This window comes from Pseudotabrizicola sp. 4114 (assembly GCF_031457365.1).
Taxonomy (GTDB): Bacteria; Pseudomonadota; Alphaproteobacteria; order Rhodobacterales; family Rhodobacteraceae; genus Pseudotabrizicola.
This window is the reverse complement of record NZ_JAVDWP010000008.1, coordinates 41,339-58,293: the sequence shown is the minus strand read 5'-3', so window position 1 is coordinate 58,293 and position 16,955 is coordinate 41,339. Positions and strand designations below refer to the sequence as shown.

The window sequence follows — 16,955 nt, the reverse complement described above, 5'->3', positions numbered from 1 at the left end:
GGACGGTGTGCCAAGTGTCAGCGGAGGCGACATGACCCCATTGTCGCGAGGGCGGTATCAGGTTCGCCTCGCCCGCACCGGGGCCGAGATTGACGCAGCACAACGGCTGCGACACGTCGCCTTTTGGGCGGCACGGGGCAGGGCGCTGCAGGATGGCCGTGACGCCGATGCCTTTGACGCTGTTGCCCAACACATGCTGGTGCAGGACCGGGCGACCGGCGATCTGGTGGCGTGCTACCGCGTGCAGGTGTTCGACGGCGCGACGGTGGCGCAGTCCTATGCCGCGCAATACTACGATCTGTCACGGCTGGCGCAGTTTCCCGGTCCGATGCTGGAGCTGGGGCGGTTCTGTCTGCACCCCGCGCAGCATGACCCCGACATTCTGCGTCTGGCCTGGGCTGCGATGACGCGGATGGTGGATGAAATGGGCGTGGGGCTGCTGTTTGGCTGCTCCAGCTTTTCCGGGGCCGATCCGGCTGTTCATGCAGCGGCGCTTGGCGCGCTGATTCCCCGCATCGCGCCAGATCAGTGGCGTCCCGCACCACTTGCGCCCGAGCGTATCGCGCTGTCCGATCTGCCGCTGCCGGGTGCGGGGCAGATGGCGCCGATGCCACCCTTGCTGCGCACCTATCTGTCGATGGGGGGCTGGGTCAGCGATCACGCGGTCATTGACCGCGATATGGACACGCTGCATGTGCTGACCGGCGTGGAAATCGCCGCCATCCCCCCGGCGCGCGCCCGTGCCTTACGGTTGATTGCGGCCGGATAGCTGGGGTATCATAATACCACTTTTGCAAGCTGCTGTTTTTAAACAACTATATATTGTTCCCGCCGCTTGACGCTGCACGTCCTATGCGCGATAAGCCGCCATCCGAGTTACCGGGGGGCAACCCCTGCCTATCCTCCATGGGACACCACCGATGAAAACCTTTACCGCTACTCCGGCGGACATCGAGAAAAAGTGGATCCTGATCGATGCCGAAGGCATCGTTCTGGGCCGCCTTGCCACGATCGTCGCCAACATCCTGCGCGGCAAGAACAAGCCGACGTTTACGCCGCATATGGATATGGGTGACAATGTCATCATCATCAATGCGGACAAGATCCAGATGACCGGCAACAAGCGTGCCGACAAGATCTATTACTGGCACACCGGCCACCCGGGCGGCATCAAGCAGCGCACCGCGCGGCAGGTGCTTGAAGGCAATCACCCCGAGCGTGTGGTGATCAAGGCCGTCGAGCGTATGATCACCCGCAACCGTCTTGGCCGTCAGCAGATGACGAACCTGCGCGTCTATGCCGGTGCGGAACATCCGCATGAAGCTCAGCAGCCCACCGTCCTCGACGTTGGCGCGCTGAACCCCAAGAACACCCGGAGCGCGTGATCATGGCTGACATCAAATCTCTCGACGATCTGAAATCGGCCGTCTCCGGCACCACCGCAGATGCGCCCGGCACGCCGATGGCCGCGCCGCGTGTGGCTGTGCGTGATGCGCTGGGTCGGTCCTATGCGACCGGCAAGCGGAAGAACGCGGTTGCCCGCGTCTGGGTCAAGCCCGGCACCGGCAAGGTCACTGTGAACGGCAAGGAAATGGCGGCCTATTTCGCCCGTCCGGTTCTGCAGATGATCCTGAAGCAGCCCTTCACCATCGCAAACGTGGAAGGCCAGTTCGACGTGATGGCCACCGTGGTTGGCGGCGGTCTGTCGGGGCAGGCGGGTGCGGTGAAGCATGGCATCTCGAAAGCCCTGCAGCTGTACGAACCCGGCCTGCGTGGCGCGCTGAAAGCGGCAGGCTTCCTGACCCGCGACAGCCGCGTGGTGGAACGGAAGAAATACGGCAAGGCGAAAGCCCGGAAATCGTTCCAGTTCTCGAAGCGCTGAGCTTTCGACATTGGTTTTGGAAAGGCTCGCCATCTGGCGGGCCTTTTTGCTGTTCCCGCTGTGGTACAAGGTGGTATGGTGTTGTTTATCAATGCCTTGGGCTGCTTCCTTTAACCTTTTGGTCATTGTTTCAGCCTGACGGGCCATGGAATTCTCTTGGTTTTCCGGCGCTGTTCAGGCTTAATTCCGGCGCAGCCTGTTGGTCCCGGGCCCGGATATGAGAGTCGTCCTGATCACTCTGTTCGCGCTTTTGTCAGCCTGTACCGCCACGCCACCATCGACTTCTGATGGCGAAGCGCAAACCCATACCTGCACTACCGCGCCAAACGGCCTGGTCGAGTGCTTTGAGGAAGCTTGAAAGCGATGACTCAGCAGAGACGGCGATCAGCCTTCATCATCGGGTTGCGCGCCTTTAGTGCAGGGCTTGTCGCCGGAACCGTCCTGCCACTTGGCATCACCTTCGGCGCTTTATGGATGGCGCAACGCTCCGGCGGCTGTGGCGCGGGCAGTTCGGGGGGATGCGAGATGGGGGCGGGGGCGCTGGGGCTGGCCGCCATCCTGCCGTGTTTTGTGATTGCGGTTGTCGTGTCGCTGTGTGTGGACCTGACGCGCGGCAGCGGTTGAGCCGGCGCATAAAAAAACGGGCCGGAATAATCCGGCCCAGTCAGGGGAAACTTCGGGAGCAAATGGCGGGGTTTAGCCCTGCCAGAACGGGCGGTTCGCCTCGGCCTGCGCCGTCATCTGGTCGATGCCGATGTCGCGGAGCAAATGGGCGTCAAGCCGCCGCAGATCCTTTCGGGTGCGCTGACGGGTTTCCCACGCAAGAACGCGGACCGCAGCGGCCAACACCAGCCGCGACAGCGGAGGGAGGGAGGCAGGGCGGAAGACCAGCGTTTCAGCGGGAGACATGACAGGTTCCTTTTCAAGGTCAAAATTTGTATTGATACAATGGCACAATTGGCCATATGATAAAGGTACAAAGATTGAGTCTCTAATTCCAGAGGAACATTGTGGCTGATACAATATGGCTTCCCAAGCTGTCCGATGCGGATGGCCCCAAGTATCTGGCCCTGACCCGGGCATTGCGCGAGTCAATCCGGTCGGGAGAGCTTGAAACCGGCGCACAATTGCCGACCGTGCGGGAGCTGGCATGGCAGCTGAAGGTGACTCCGGGCACAGTGGCGCGGGCCTATAGTCTGGCCACGCAAGAGGGGATGCTGGCGGCGACGGTGGGCCGGGGCACCTTTGTTGCCGCGAGCGCGCCGCGTCTGGGACCGACCCAAGCCCTGTTTGTCGACCGTGATCCGGCGCGTCTGCAGGGAAAAGTCGATCTGCGCGCGCCGATCCTGCCCGATGTCGGGCAGAATGCGGCAATTGGGGCTGCGCTGCGCGCCATTGGCGATGATCCCGATACCAATTGGGTGGATTACCCCAGCCAGCAGGCCGAACTGCCGCTGCGCGAGGCGATCTGCGACTGGATCTCGGAGCGGGTGCTGGGAACCATGACCGCGGATGACATTGTTCTGACACATGGCGGGCAGAACGCCATCAACCTGATTTTCATGTGCTGTCTGCGCGGCGATCGCCCGGTGGTGTTGACCGAAGAGCTGGCCTATCCCGGTTTCCGCCATGCGGCGCGTCTGAGCCGGGCCGAAGTGGTGGCGGTGGAAATGGACGCCGAAGGTATCTTGCCCGAGGCACTGGAACAGGCCTGTCGGCGTTACGGGGCACAGGTGTTGTGCCTGACGGGTGAGGCGCAGAACCCGACCACCGGCTGCATGGGGTTGGCGCGACGGCAAGCGATTGTCGACATTGCCCGGCGCTATGATCTGCAGATCATCGACGATGACTGCTATTCGGTGGCATCGGGCAGCGTGCCTGCGCTGCGCGCCCTTGCGCCCGAGCGGGTGTGGCATGTCGGCAGCCTGTCCAAGAGCATTTCGGCGGGCCTGCGCTTTGGCTATATCGTGGCCCCGACCGGAATGGGGCCGACCGGACGGCTGACGGCGCAGCATTCGTTCTTTGCCCTGTCGCGGCCGGTCGAGGCGGTTGTGCTGCATCTGCTGCAGTCGGGTGAGGCGCGCCGCTTGCGCGGTCTGGTGCAGGCAGAGCTGGAGGAACGGCTGCAGTTTACGGTGAATGCGCTGGGGGCGTTCGATCTGGGCTGGCAACCGGGGTTGCAGTTCATTTTCCTGCGGCTGCCGTCAGGCTGGCGGGCGAGCAGCTTTTGTTCCCATGCCGAGGCGGCGGGGGTGATTGTGCGGTCTGCCGACGAATATGCGCTGATCCATGGCCGCGCGCCCAATGCGGTGCGGGTGGCACTGGCGGGCAATGTGCCGATGGCACGGTTCGAGGAGGGAATCATGCGGCTGGCGCGCCTGCTGGCGCAGCCACCGGCCGAGCTGATGGTCTGACCGGTGAATTGTGGCGCGATTGTGGCGGGCCTGTGGCGCAGGCGTGGCCGGATTGCGGTGGTGTTGCACGGATGACTCCCTTGGCCGGGAATCTGCGCCCCGGTCTGCATCGCGCGCGCGGGGCGCTTGACGGGTGCCGGGGCGTGCCACATCTTTGAGCGATAACGAGCAGACGCATGCAACGACATGCACAGATAAATGACAGGATGATCCTTATTATGGGACAGCAAACCACTTTCCATGCCCCGCATGGCGGGGCTGATTTTCTGGGCTATCGCAAACGTGCCGGGGCCACCGAGATTGTCTATGATGATGGCGTGGCCCGGCGCATGGTATGGCGCGTCTCCGGCACAGCCACCGAGGCCCGGTTGTCAGATGCGCTGCGCGCAGCAGTCGGGTCGGTGCGGGTGGTGCCGTCGCTGTATGACGAGCTGAAAAAGCGCGCGATTGCGATTGAACGTATCGCCGGCTAGGCACTTTGCCTTGATGTTGTGCAAAGCCGGGCCGGTGGTCCGGCTTTTTGCGTGGGCGGCATATGGGTACTTGCCAGCCTTATACGCTTGTGACTAAGTTTTGATCAAAGTCGCGGCACAGCGACAATCCGCCCGGCAGCAACCGGCACAACAGGGGGTGACATGGCGAAATCGAATTCCGTCCTTGGCCGGTCCGAGGCCCGGTCTGGCCTGCTGATGATCAGCCCCACGGCGGTGTATGCGGTGCTTCTGCTGGCGGCGCCGCTGGGGACGGTGGTGCTGTATTCGCTGCTGACCGGCGGGCGCGGGGTGATCACCTGGGATTTCACGCTGGCCAATTATATCGAGGTCTGGACCGGCCCGGTCTACCGCGCCATCATGCTGCGGTCCCTGATCGTGGCGCTGTCGGTGACCGTGGTGACGGTGGTGATCGCCTATCCGATTGCCTATTTCGTCAGCTTTCATGTGCATCCGTCGAAAAAGTCGCTGTGGCTGTTTCTGATCACCATTCCGTTCTGGACCAGCTATCTGATCCGGGTGTTTCTGTGGAAGGTGATCCTTGGCTATAACGGGGTGATCAATTCGGGGCTGATGGGGATCGGCATCACCGATGAGCCGCTGACCTGGATCAACTATAACGTCGGCGCGCTGGTGGTGACGCTGGCGCATGCCTATGCGCCGTTTGCCATTCTGCCGATTTTCGTGGCGCTGGAGAAAATCGACCGCAGCCTGCTGGAGGCGGGGCAGGATCTTGGCGAGTCGCGCCTTCGCACCTTCTGGCGGGTGACGTTGCCGCTGTCGATGGGCGGGGTGATTGCGGCGACGCTGATCGTGTTCATCCCCACCATCGGCGATTATGTGACGCCCGATCTGATCGGCGGAGGCAAATTGCCGATGATTGCCAATATGATGGAAGTGCAGATGCTCAAGATCAACAACAAGCCGCTGGGGTCAGCGATTGCGGTGTCGGCGATGGTGATCGTGGCGATTATCTCGGTGGCGTTCGTGATGGTGAACCGCCGCTTCCTTGGCCCGGCGAAATAGAGGGATGACCATGAAAGCTCCCGGCCTGCGCGCCTATGCCATCGGCTATCTGATTTTCCTGTACGCGCCGATTGCGCTCTTGCCGCTGTTTGCGTTCAACGACAGCCGCATCATTGCCTTTCCGTTGGGCGGGTTCACCACCAACTGGTTTTCCGAGATGTGGGCTGATGCGCAGTTGTGGCAGGCCCTGCGCAATTCGCTGGTCATTTCCAGCTCGACCGCGATCATTGCCACCATTCTCGGCGTGTTCGGGGCACGGGCCAGCACCCGCTACAGTTTTCCGGGCAAGGGGGGCTTGGTCGGGCTGATCATGCTGCCGCTGGTGCTGCCGGAAATGATCGTAGCGATGTCGCTGCTGGTCGTGCTGCTGGCGATTGCGGTGCCGTTGTCGCTGTACACCGTTATTCTTGGCCATGTGCTGATCACCACGCCGTTTGCGGTGGCGATCCTGTCTTCGGCGTTTCAGAGCCTTGATCAGTCGCTGGAAGAGGCGGCCTATGATCTGGGTGAGGGGCCGGTGTCAACCTTCCGGCTGATCATCCTGCCGCTGGTGGCGCCCGGCATCGTCTCATCCCTGCTGATCTGTTTCACCATCAGCCTGGATGAATTCATCATCGCCTATTTTCTGGCAGGCCGCGATACGGTGCTGTCGGCCTATATCTACGGCCAGTTCCGCTTTCCGGCCAAGGTTCCCGCCATGCTGGCGCTTGGCACCATTCTGGTGCTGGTGTCGGTTGTCCTTCTTTCCATCGCAGAATTTTTCCGCCGTCGCGGCATCGCGAAGACCGGCGGCAAGGATACCGGAGGCTTTTTGTGAGCGACACATCCACCATGATCGAATTCCGCGATGTCCATAAATATTATGGCGACTACCATGCGCTGCGCGGGATCAGCGGCTCGATCCGCGCGGGAGAGTTTTTCTCGCTGCTGGGGCCGTCGGGCTGTGGCAAGACCACGCTGTTGCGCACGATAGCCGGGTTTGAGGGGATCGACTCCGGTGCGGTTCTGATTGACGCCAAGGATATGGCCAAAGTGCCCGCGAACGAGCGACCCACCAATATGGTGTTCCAGTCCTACGCGATTTTCCCGCATATGAGTGTGGGCGAAAACGTGGGCTTTGGCTTGCGGCGCGACCCGCGGTCAAAGGCCGAGAAGGCGAAAGCCGTCGAGGAAGCGTTGGAGATGGTCGGGCTGAAAGGCTATGGCGCGCGGGCGGCCCATGCGCTGTCGGGCGGGCAGCGGCAACGCGTGGCTCTGGCGCGGGCGCTGATCCTGAAGCCGAAAGTTCTGTTGCTGGACGAGCCTTTGTCGGCGCTTGATAAGAAAATGCGCGAACATATGCAGGTGGAGCTGATCAAGCTGCAACGGCAGGTCGGCATCACCTTTGTGCTGGTGACGCATGATCAGGAAGAAGCGCTGGTGATGTCGGACCGCATTGCGGTGATGTTCGAGGGCGAGATCGCGCAGCTGGCCGACCCCGAGACGTTGTACCGGCGGCCCAATTCCAAGAAAGTGGCGGATTTCATCGGCACGATGAACTTTATCCCGGCCGAAGTGATCGGTGAGCAGAGCGGCCGGATCGAGGTGGAGGCCAAGGGCCTTGGCCGCGCGCTGCTGGAGGCCGACCAATGCCCGAGCGGGCGCGGTGATGCGCCGATGGTCGGCCTGCGGCCGGAAACGCTGACATTGATGTATCCGGGCCAGACCACGACCGAACGCACGGTGGACGGGATCATCGACGAGGTGATCTATTTCGGCGACATGACCTATTACGATGTCTACCTGGGCGGTACGGATGTCGAGGTGCGCCTGTCGATGCGCAACACGCCGGGGCGGCCCATTCTGGATGTGGGCACCAAGGTTGATGTGGCCTGGAGTCCGAGTGCTTTGGTGCTGTTCCGCTGAGCCTTGGCGACGAGATTGCGGGCTGTCGTTTGTGCGCAGACCGCTTTGCCGCGACCGCAACGGCGCATGCCCCGCGCCCGGTGGTATGGTTCCGGCCCAATGCGCGGCTCTTGATCGCGGGGCAGGCGCCGGGCGCGCGGGTGCATGCCTCGGGCCAGCCGTTTACCGACCCCTCGGGCGACCGGTTGCGCGATTGGTGCGGGCTGTCTTCGGAAGATTTTTACGATCTGGACCGGGTTGCGATTGTACCGATGGGGTTCTGCTTTCCGGGCTATGATGCGCGGGGATCGGACCTGCCTCCGCCTGCCATCTGTGCCGCAACATGGCGGGCGCGGGTGATGGCAGAGCTGCCAAAGGTGCGGCTGACGCTGCTGGTCGGCGGGGCGGCGATGCGCTGGCATCTGGGCACGCGTGACGTGACCGGCACGGTGGCGGATTGGCGCAGATATGCCGCGTGTGGCATCTTTCCCTTGCCCCACCCGTCCTGGCGCAATACCGGGTGGCTGAAACGCAACCCCTGGTTTGCGGCTGAGCTGCTGCCGGAATTGCAGCGCGCGGTGGCCGGGGTGATGGAGAATTGAGATGTCCGAGATCATAAGCCTGCTGGATGCCGCCCATGCCGCCGTGCATGCCGACCCCGAGAACGAGGCGCTGCGGCTGCGGTTCTTTGAGCGGCTGGCGGATGGCGAGATGTTTCTGCTGCTCGCGCGCGAGGCGCAGGGCGATACGCTGGACCCCAAGGTGTTCGATCTGGAAGACGGGCGTTTTGTGCTGGTGTTCGACCGTGAGGAGCGGCTGGCCGGGTTTACCGGCGGCATAGCACCCTATGCCGCGCTGCCGGGGCGGGTGATCGCCGGGCTGCTGAAAGGGCAGGGCATTGGCCTTGGGGTCAATCTGGGTGTCGGGCGGTCGGAAATGCTGTTGCCGCCAGAGGCGATGGACTGGCTGGCCGAGACCCTCGATGAGGGGCCGGAAGCGGTGGAGGCCCTGCCCGAGCAGTTTCATGCGCCTTCGGTGCCCGAGGCGCTGGTCACCGGGCTGGATGCCAAGCTGGCACGGGCGGCCGGTCTGGCCTCGGGCGCGCTGCTGGCCGGGGTGACCTATCGCGGCGGCCGGCGCGGGCATATGCTGGCGTTTCTCGATGTGGCGCCGGGGGCGGAACCGGCGCTGGCGCGGGCAGCGTCGGAGGCGCTGGTGTTCTCGGGGATTGAGGCCGGGGAGCTGGACGTGGCCTTTCTGCACAGCGCCGATCCGGCGGCGGTGGCGATGGCCCGGGTGGCGCTGCGCTTTGATCTGCCGGAGGTGGAAGAGCAAAAGGTGCCGGGGTCAGCGCCCGGTATGGACCCGAAGCGCCCGCCCCGGCTGGTATAGGCGCGGCATGGTGCGGGCAGCGCCCGACACCCACCCGCGAGCGGGGGCCAGCCCCCGCACCCCCGGAGTATTTTCGCCAAGATGAATGGCAAAGCAAGGCAGAGCCTATGCGGCGGCGGGCAAGTGGTGGCTTGACGCCGCGCAGCCGCGCGCATACCTGACGGCGCATGGCACGCGCACCCCTTCTCCAGATTTCCGATATCTCGCTGACCTTTGGCGGGAACCCTGTATTTGACACCCTGTCGCTGGTGATCCAGCCCGGTGACCGAGTGGCCCTTGTGGGCCGCAATGGCTCGGGCAAGTCCACCCTGATGAAGGTGATGGCCGGGCTGGTCGAGGTGGACCGTGGCACCCGTGTGGTGTCGCCGGGCGTCAGCGTGGGCTATATGGAGCAGGACCCGGATCTGTCGGGGTTCGAGACGCTGGGCGATTTTGCGGCCAGCCAGCTGGACGAGGGCGAGGAATACCGGGTGGCGATGGTGGCCGAAGGGTTGAAGTTCAACCCCGAGACGCCGGTGGCGACCGCGAGCGGTGGTGAGCGGCGGCGCGCGGCGCTGGCCAAGCTCTTGGCCGAAGCGCCGGAGCTGATGCTGCTGGACGAGCCGACCAACCATCTGGACATTCAGGCGATCGAATGGCTGGAAGCGGAGCTGACCAGCACGCGCACCGCCTTTGTGCTGATCTCGCACGACCGCACGTTTTTGCGCGCGCTGACCAAGGCCACGTTGTGGATCGACCGGGGCGAGGTGCGCAGGCGCGAGAGCGGGTTTGACGGGTTCGAGGAATGGCGCGAAACCGTCTGGGCCGAGGAAGACGAGGCGCGCCACAAGCTGGACCGCAAGATCAAGGCCGAGGCCAAATGGGCGGTCGAGGGCATCTCGGCGCGGCGCAAGCGCAATCAGGGCCGGGTGCGGGCGCTCGCCGCCTTGCGCGAAGAGCGCGGCAGCCAGATCCGCCGTCAGGGCACGGCGGCGCTGGAGATGGAAGCCGGGACCACCAGCGGCAAGCGGGTGATCGAGGCCAAGGGTATCGGCAAGTGGTTTGGCGACAAGACCATCCTGGAGGGGTTTGACCTGCGGGTGTTGCGCGGTGACCGGGTGGCGTTTGTCGGGCCGAACGGCGTGGGCAAGACCACGCTTTTGAAGATGCTGACCGGGGAAGTGGCGCCGGATGAAGGCTCGGTCATTCTGGGCACCAATCTGGAGATTGCGGTGTTTGACCAGACCCGCGCCCAGCTGGACCCGAATGCGACGCTGTGGGAAAACCTGACCGGCGATCCGCTGATGGCGGTGTCGGGGGCGTCGGATCAGGTGATGGTGCGCGGCAACCCAAAGCATGTGGTCGCTTACCTGAAGGATTTCCTGTTTGACGAGCGGCAGGTGCGGGCCCCGGTGCGCAGTCTGTCGGGGGGGGAGAAGGCGCGGCTCTTGTTGGCCAAGCTGATGGCGCGGCCGTCGAACCTGTTGATTTTGGACGAACCAACCAACGATCTGGATGTGGAAACCCTTGATCTGTTGCAGGATGTGCTGGGCGAGTATGACGGCACCGTGCTGTTGGTCAGCCACGACCGGGATTTCATCGACCGGATTGCCACCGCCACCGTGGCGATGGAGGGCAATGGCCGGGCCACCGCCTATCCCGGCGGCTGGTCGGATTACGCCGCCCAGCGCCCCGAGGCGATGGCGGCAGCCGCGAAAGCGGCAAGCAAGGCGGCTCCGGCGCGCGACCCTGTCAAACCGTCAAAGAACACCGGGCTGTCGTTTACCGAGCGCAAGCGGCTGGATGAGCTGCCCGCCATCATCGCGCGGCTGGAGGCCGAGATCGTGAAGCTGGAGGAGTTTCTGGCGGTGCCGGATCTTTACAGCAAAGACCCGGTGAAGTTCAAAAAGGGCACCGAGGCGCTGACCGAGCGGCAGATTGCCTTGCAAACCGCCGAGACCGAATGGCTGGCGCTGGAAGAGCGCGCCTGACGTTAACAGGCCTGAGTTACCAGCGGCCCGTGGCCCCGCCGCCGGAAGATGAGCCACCGCCGAAGCCGCCGGAGGAGCCTTTGCCGCTCGATCGTTGCGCGATGCTGTAAGGCTCTGACCTGTCCCAGCCGCACGCGCTGCACCGGGTGTGCATCATGCCATGGCCCGCGTGGGCGGTGGTGGCGCGGCTGAGGATGTCGCGGCGGCGGCTCAGACTGCGGCTGCCGCAGGTCGGGCATCTGCGCATCCGCACCAGCGCGTCGCCCAGCACGGTGCGGGCGGCGATGCCGACGATCATCGTGGCGAAAAGGCCGAAGATCGCGAAAGGCAAGATGTCCAGCCAGCTGGGGCCCGGATCGGGTGGTGGCGAATTCCCAGCCGCAAAAGGGGCGGCGATCAGATCAAAGGTGGCGGCGACCCCGGCCTCGATCCCGCCGGCATAATCATCGGTGCGGAAGGCGGGCAGGAAGGCGCGGTCGATCACGCGCTGTGCGGCATTGTCCCAGATCACCTCATACCCCGCGCCAAGGGCGATGCGCATTTCGCGGTCGTCGCGGGCAATCAGGATCAGGATGCCATCATCGCGGGTGGCGTCGCCGATGCCCCATTGATTGAACAGCCGCTTGGCGTAATCCTCGATCCGCTGACCGTCTCCTCCGTGATCGGCGATACGGTCCATGGTGACGAGCACGACATGGACACCGGTGTCTTCGCGACCCTTGATCAGGGCGTCTGTGACGCGGGCGGCGGTCTCGGGCGGCAGGAGGTTTGCGTAATCGCTGATGGTGTCGCTGAGCGGCTCGGGCAGGGGTTGTGCCGCGAGCGACAGTGGGGCGAGGAAGAGGAAGACGGCGAGGAGAAAGCGCATGCGGTATCCTGTGGCAGGGTCGGCGGAGTATGGCAGGCTTGCGCCGGGGTGTCTTGGGGGTTGTCTTGGAGCGGCGCGCGCAAAAAGGACTTGGCGCGCTCTGCGCGGGGCGCTACACGGGGTCCATGACACTGATGGGCATCATCTGCTGCTGCATTACCGGCTGACCTTTGGTCGCGCGGTGCTTGTCAACATTCCCGAACCGGAAGAACGTTGCCAGACCCCGCGCCGGGATGGTGTTGCGCATAGGGGATCTGCGACATGGCGACGATCAGGCTGACCAACTCCAAAACCCACCGCAAGGAGGATTTTGTGCCTCTGGATGCGGGCCATGTGCGGATGTATGTCTGCGGGCCGACGGTCTATGACCGGGCACACTTGGGCAATGCGCGGCCTGTGCTGGTGTTTGACGTGCTGTACCGGCTGCTGCGGCATGTCTACGGCGCGGATCATGTGACCTATGTGCGCAACTTCACCGATGTTGATGACAAGATCAACGCCGAGGCGTTGCGGCGGCAACAGGCCGGGGCCACCGGCACGCTGGAAGCGTTGATCCGCGAGCGGACCGAAGAAACGATCGCCTGGTATCACGCCGATATGGATGCGCTGGGGGCGCTGCGCCCGACGCATGAGCCGCGCGCGACCGAGTATATCGGCGAGATGATCACGATGATCGCGGGGCTGGTGGCCAAGGGCCATGCGTATGCCGCCAATGGCCATGTGCTGTTCCGGGTGCGGTCTTATGCGGCCTATGGCGCGCTGTCGGGGCGATCGGTCGATGACATGATCGCGGGCGCACGGGTTGAGGTGGCGCCGTTCAAGGAAGACCCGATGGATTTCGTGCTGTGGAAGCCATCCGACGCGGGCGTGCCGGGCTGGGACAGCCCCTGGGGCTTTGGGCGGCCGGGCTGGCATATCGAATGCTCGGCGATGGCGGACAAGCTGCTGTGGCAGGATGTGAGATCGGGGTTGTCGGCGGAGGCGCTGGCGCAGCCGCATACGTTTGACATCCATGGCGGCGGGCTGGACCTGCAGTTTCCGCACCATGAGAACGAGATCGCGCAAAGCTGCTGCGCCCATGATTGCGCGGAGCGAGGCGACGGCTTTGCCCGCTACTGGCTGCACAACGAGATGCTGCAGGTCGAGGGCAAGAAGATGTCCAAATCGCTTGGCAACTTCTTTACGGTGCGGGATCTGCTGGAACAGGGTTATCCGGGGGAAGTGATCCGGTTCGTGATGCTGAGCACGCATTACAGGAAGCCAATGGACTGGACGGCGGAGAAGGCGCGGGAGGCGGAGGCGACACTGAGGAAGTGGCGTAATCTGGTCAATTCTGCCCGCATTGGCGGAACACCCGTTGTGCGCGTGGTTGAAAGCCTGTCTGACGATCTGAACACTGCGGGCGCATTGGCCGAATTGCATTCCCTTGCAAAGTCTATCGGGAGCCGCCAGCGCGCAGAAGTTGATCAAACCGAGATTGATGATTTTGCCGCTTCTGCGCAGCTTTTGGGTCTGTTGGAAGACACTGCAGTCATGGGATCTTGGGTTTTTAACGGCGCGGTCGAAAGCACTGCTGCCCCGATGCTTTTGGATGATTTTGCTCGGAAGCTTTCTGTCTGCCGCGTGGAGGCCATGGCATCGAAGGATTTCGCAGGTCTTGATGCGCTCAAATCTGCGCTGATTGCTGCGGGCGTCGAGGTGCGGATGTCCAAGGACTCGGTGGAACTTGTGCCGGGCCCAGAGTTTGACCTCATAAAACTGGAGGCGCTGAAGTGAACGAATTTTCTGCGAAAATTCGGCAGGGGCGGATGCGGCGGTGCTGTCTGGTCGGCGGTGGCTCTGGCGGCCCTGCAGATGAGTATTTGGGCCAAGATGAAAGGCACAAGCATGCGTGAGCGGTTGTATCTCTATGACACCACCCTTCGCGACGGGCAGCAGACGCAAGGGGTGCAGTTCTCGGTCGCCGAGAAGCGGCAGATTGCGCAGGCGCTGGATGCGTTGGGGGTGGATTATATCGAGGGCGGCTGGCCCGGGGCCAATCCGACCGATTCCGAGTTTTTCGCTCATGCGCCTGCGACGCGGGCGGTGATGACTGCCTTTGGCATGACCAAGCGGGTCGGGCGCTCGGCTGAGAATGATGATGTGCTGGCCTTGGTGCTGGATGCGGGGACCAAGGCGGTGTGCCTTGTGGGCAAGACCCATGAGTTTCATGTGACCACGGCGCTTGGCTGCACGTTGGCCGAGAACCGGGCGGCCATTGGCGAATCTGTCGCGCATGTCGTGGCACGCGGGCGTGAGGCGCTGTTTGACGCCGAGCATTTCTTTGACGGCTACCGTGCGAACCCCGTCTATGCGCTGGACTGTCTGCGCGCGGCATATGAGGCGGGCGCGCGTTGGCTGGTGCTCTGTGACACCAACGGCGGCACCCTGCCGGCCGAGGTGGGCCGGGTGGTGGCGGAGGTGATTGCGTCCGGCATTCCGGGCGACCGGCTGGGCATTCACTGCCATGACGATTGCGGCACGGCGGTGGCCTGTTCGCTGGCGGCGATTGATGCGGGCGTGCGGCAGGTGCAGGGCACGCTCAACGGCTTGGGCGAGCGCTGTGGCAATGCCAATCTGGTCAGCCTGATCCCGACGCTGCTGCTGAAAGAGCCCTATGTCAGCCGCTATGAGACCGGGGTAAGCCGCGAGGCAGTGGCGGGGATCCTGAAGACCAGCCGGGTGCTGGATGACATTCTGAACCGGGTGCCGCTGCGGGCCGCACCTTATGTGGGGGCGAGCGCCTTTGCCCATAAGGCAGGGCTGCATGCGTCGGCCATTCTGAAAGACCCCGCCACCTATGAACACGTGCCACCGGAAACGGTCGGCAATGAGCGGGTGATCCCGATGAGCAATCAGGCCGGGCAGTCGAACCTGCGGGCGCGGCTGGCGCAGGCGGGGCTGGTGGTGGACCCCAGGGATGCGCGGCTGGGGCGGATTCTGGAGGTGGTGAAAGAGCGTGAGGATCAGGGCTATGCCTATGACGGCGCGCAGGCCAGCTTTGAGCTGTTGGCGCGGCGCGCGCTGGGGCAATGCCCGGAGTTCTTTGAGGTCAAGCGCTACCGGGTGACGGTAGAGCGCAGGAAGAACAAGTATGACCGGATGGTGAGCCTGTCCGAGGCGGTGGTCGTGGTCAAGATCGGCGACCGCAAGATGCTGTCGGTCAGCGAGTCGATGGATGAGACCGGAACCGATCGCGGGCCGGTCAATGCGCTGGCCAAAGCCCTCGCGAAAGATCTGGGGCCGTATCAGGCCTGTATCGACAGCATGAAGCTGGTCGATTTCAAGGTGCGGATCACCCAGGGCGGCACCGAGGCGGTGACGCGGGTGATCATCGACTCCGAGGATCTGGAGGGGCGGCGCTGGTCCACCGTGGGGGTCAGCGCAAACCTTGTCGACGCGTCCTTCGAGGCGCTGCTGGATGCGATCCAGTGGAAGCTGATCCGCGATCTGGGCCAGCCGGTGCGGGAGGCCGCCGAATGAAGGACGCGTTTTTCACGGTGCATTCCGGCCTGCCGCGCGAGGCTCCGGGCGATGCCGACTCGCTGGCCTGGGCGCTTGATGTCGCGCAAACTCCGGTGCGGGCGCGGATTCTGGATGCAGGCTGCGGACCGGGGGCGGATCTCGCGCTGTTGCGCGCCAAGCGCCCGGCGGCGCGGCTGGAGGGCCTTGATCTGCATGCGCCGTTCATCGACCGGATCCGGGCCGAGCAGCCGGAGGTAAAGGCGGAGGTCGGCGATATGCTGGTGCTGGACGGGGCCTATGATCTGATCTGGTCGGCCGGCGCGGCTTACGGCCCCGGTGTCACGGCAGCTTTGGCCGCGTGGCGGCCGCATCTGGCCCCCGGCGGCGTGGTCGCGTTTTCCGATTGCCTGTGGCGCACCGGCCGCCCGGCCCCGGCGGCCCGCGCGTTCTGGGACCGCGATTATCCCGGCATGATGGATCTGCCCGGCCATATCGCCCGGATCGAAGGCGCAGGCTACCGCATTCTGGGCGCGCGCTGGCTGGGGGCTGCGGCGTGGGAGGCCTATTACGGGCCACTGTCGGACCGGGTCGCCGCCCTGCGCCCCGGTGCCGATGCCGAGCTGACCGAGGTGCTGGATGCGACCCAGGCCGAGATCGAGCTGTGGCGCGCCCATGGCGGCGATTACGGCTATTACCTCAGCCTGGTGCGCCCGGAATGAGCCTGGATGCCTGTGCCGCGCTGGTGCAGCGCGGTGATCCTGACCGGTTCCTCGCGGTGATGGCAGCGCCGCTGGCCGCGCGGGCGCGGCTGTTGCCGCTCTATGCACTCAATCTGGAGGTGGCGCGCGCGCCTTGGGTCAGCAAAGAGCCGATGATTGCCGAGATGCGGCTGCAATGGTGGCGCGATGTGGTGGCGGAACCCCACCCTCGCGCGCATGAGGTGGCACGGCCCCTGCATGATCTGATCCGGACGGCGGACCTGCCGCTCCCGGTGCTTGATCAAATGATCGAAGCCCGGCGCTGGGATATTTACCGTGATCCGTTCGAGGATCAGGCGGCGATGGATGCCTATCTGGAGGATACTGGCGCAGGGCTGATGTGGCTGTCGGCCTGCGCTTTGGGGGCGACCGCCGCGGCAGAGCCTGCGGTGCGCGCTTATGGCTGGGCGGCGGCGCTGGCGCAGTATCTGCACGCGATCCCCGAACTTGCGGCGCGGGGCCGGGTGCCTTTGCTGGATGGGCGTCCGCAGGCGGTGGCGCAGCTGGCGGTGCGTGGGCTGATCCGGCTCAACACGGCCCGCAAGGCGACAGCATCGGTGCCGCGCGCCATCCGTCCGGCGCTGCTGGCGGGCTGGCAGGCGGAGGGGTGGCTGAAACAGGCATCGCGTGATCCTGCGGCGGTGGGCGAGGGCCGCTTGCAGCTGTCAGATTTCGCGCGCCGGGGCCGGTTGTTGTGGCAGGCGACGACAGGGCTTTTCTGACCCTCTGCCGCTTGCACCTTTCTGAAATACTCCCGCGCGGCGCG

The 16,955-nt window shown here is 64.2% G+C and carries 18 protein-coding genes; 16 read left to right on the top strand and 2 right to left on the bottom strand.

Annotated features, from left to right (window positions below; genetic code table 11):
* Window positions 1-31 precede the first annotated feature (31 nt).
* The 4 genes from J2X53_RS16775 (at window position 32) to J2X53_RS16760 (ending at window position 2,506) form a co-directional block, all read left to right on the top strand.
* A complete protein-coding gene (locus tag J2X53_RS16775; RefSeq protein WP_349038642.1) occupies window positions 32-769 on the top strand; it encodes a GNAT family N-acyltransferase in 738 nt (245 codons plus the stop codon).
* A 151-nt stretch (window positions 770-920) separates the two neighbouring features.
* Window positions 921-1,385, top strand: coding sequence for a 50S ribosomal protein L13 (gene rplM, locus J2X53_RS16770; RefSeq protein ID WP_118154820.1), 465 nt, complete (start codon window positions 921-923; stop codon window positions 1,383-1,385).
* A 2-nt stretch (window positions 1,386-1,387) separates the two neighbouring features.
* Window positions 1,388-1,882, top strand: a complete 495-nt coding sequence (rpsI, locus tag J2X53_RS16765; RefSeq protein ID WP_349038641.1) for a 30S ribosomal protein S9 — start codon at window positions 1,388-1,390, stop codon at window positions 1,880-1,882.
* A gap of 363 nt (window positions 1,883-2,245) precedes the next feature.
* Window positions 2,246-2,506, top strand: coding sequence for a hypothetical protein (locus J2X53_RS16760; RefSeq protein ID WP_349038640.1), 261 nt, complete (start codon window positions 2,246-2,248; stop codon window positions 2,504-2,506).
* Between the two features lie 72 nt (window positions 2,507-2,578).
* Here the strand turns inward: J2X53_RS16760 and J2X53_RS16755 are convergent, their stop codons facing one another.
* Window positions 2,579-2,791: a DUF1127 domain-containing protein gene (locus tag J2X53_RS16755; protein WP_349038639.1), complete on the bottom strand. Its 213-nt coding sequence runs from the start codon at window positions 2,789-2,791 to the stop codon at window positions 2,579-2,581.
* A 101-nt stretch (window positions 2,792-2,892) separates the two neighbouring features.
* Between J2X53_RS16755 and J2X53_RS16750 the strand changes: the two genes are divergently transcribed.
* The 8 genes from J2X53_RS16750 (at window position 2,893) to J2X53_RS16715 (ending at window position 11,059) form a co-directional block, all read left to right on the top strand.
* A complete protein-coding gene (locus tag J2X53_RS16750; RefSeq protein ID WP_349038638.1) occupies window positions 2,893-4,296 on the top strand; it encodes a PLP-dependent aminotransferase family protein in 1,404 nt (467 codons plus the stop codon).
* 218 nt (window positions 4,297-4,514) lie between these two features.
* Complete coding sequence (locus tag J2X53_RS16745) at window positions 4,515-4,769, top strand: hypothetical protein (protein ID WP_349038637.1); 255 nt, start codon at window positions 4,515-4,517, stop codon at window positions 4,767-4,769.
* Window positions 4,770-4,931: 162 nt separating this feature from the next.
* Window positions 4,932-5,813 carry an ABC transporter permease gene (locus tag J2X53_RS16740; RefSeq protein WP_349038636.1) on the top strand — a complete coding sequence of 294 codons (882 nt, stop codon included), beginning with the start codon at window positions 4,932-4,934 and terminating at the stop codon, window positions 5,811-5,813.
* Window positions 5,814-5,823: 10 nt separating this feature from the next.
* Window positions 5,824-6,630: an ABC transporter permease gene (locus J2X53_RS16735; protein WP_349038733.1), complete on the top strand. Its 807-nt coding sequence runs from the start codon at window positions 5,824-5,826 to the stop codon at window positions 6,628-6,630.
* Between the two features lie 14 nt (window positions 6,631-6,644).
* Window positions 6,645-7,718, top strand: a complete 1,074-nt coding sequence (locus J2X53_RS16730; RefSeq protein WP_349038732.1) for an ABC transporter ATP-binding protein — start codon at window positions 6,645-6,647, stop codon at window positions 7,716-7,718.
* 29 nt (window positions 7,719-7,747) lie between these two features.
* Window positions 7,748-8,299: a uracil-DNA glycosylase family protein gene (locus J2X53_RS16725; RefSeq protein WP_349038635.1), complete on the top strand. Its 552-nt coding sequence runs from the start codon at window positions 7,748-7,750 to the stop codon at window positions 8,297-8,299.
* Window position 8,300: 1 nt separating this feature from the next.
* On the top strand, window positions 8,301-9,089 hold the full coding sequence (locus J2X53_RS16720; RefSeq protein ID WP_349038634.1) for an SseB family protein: 789 nt from the start codon (window positions 8,301-8,303) through the stop codon (window positions 9,087-9,089).
* Between the two features lie 167 nt (window positions 9,090-9,256).
* Window positions 9,257-11,059 carry an ATP-binding cassette domain-containing protein gene (locus tag J2X53_RS16715; protein WP_349038633.1) on the top strand — a complete coding sequence of 601 codons (1,803 nt, stop codon included), beginning with the start codon at window positions 9,257-9,259 and terminating at the stop codon, window positions 11,057-11,059.
* 16 nt (window positions 11,060-11,075) lie between these two features.
* Here J2X53_RS16715 and J2X53_RS16710 read toward each other — a convergent pair whose 3' ends face one another.
* Window positions 11,076-11,927: a TPM domain-containing protein gene (locus tag J2X53_RS16710; protein ID WP_349038632.1), complete on the bottom strand. Its 852-nt coding sequence runs from the start codon at window positions 11,925-11,927 to the stop codon at window positions 11,076-11,078.
* Window positions 11,928-12,188: 261 nt separating this feature from the next.
* On the opposite strand from J2X53_RS16710, the gene cysS reads away from it, so the two are divergent.
* The 4 genes from cysS to J2X53_RS16690 all read left to right on the top strand — a co-directional run bounded on the left by cysS (window position 12,189) and on the right by J2X53_RS16690 (window position 16,911).
* The gene (cysS, locus tag J2X53_RS16705) at window positions 12,189-13,703 is read left to right on the top strand and encodes a cysteine--tRNA ligase (protein ID WP_349038631.1); all 1,515 of its coding nucleotides are present in this window, start codon (window positions 12,189-12,191) and stop codon (window positions 13,701-13,703) included.
* A 111-nt stretch (window positions 13,704-13,814) separates the two neighbouring features.
* Window positions 13,815-15,449 carry a citramalate synthase gene (gene cimA, locus J2X53_RS16700; RefSeq protein ID WP_349038630.1) on the top strand — a complete coding sequence of 545 codons (1,635 nt, stop codon included), beginning with the start codon at window positions 13,815-13,817 and terminating at the stop codon, window positions 15,447-15,449.
* On the top strand, window positions 15,446-16,150 hold the full coding sequence (locus J2X53_RS16695) for a class I SAM-dependent methyltransferase (RefSeq protein ID WP_349038629.1): 705 nt from the start codon (window positions 15,446-15,448) through the stop codon (window positions 16,148-16,150). Before cimA ends, J2X53_RS16695 begins: the two co-directional genes overlap by 4 nt.
* Window positions 16,147-16,911 carry a squalene/phytoene synthase family protein gene (locus J2X53_RS16690; protein ID WP_349038628.1) on the top strand — a complete coding sequence of 255 codons (765 nt, stop codon included), beginning with the start codon at window positions 16,147-16,149 and terminating at the stop codon, window positions 16,909-16,911. The genes J2X53_RS16695 and J2X53_RS16690 overlap by 4 nt, the downstream gene beginning before the upstream one ends.
* Window positions 16,912-16,955 lie beyond the last annotated feature (44 nt).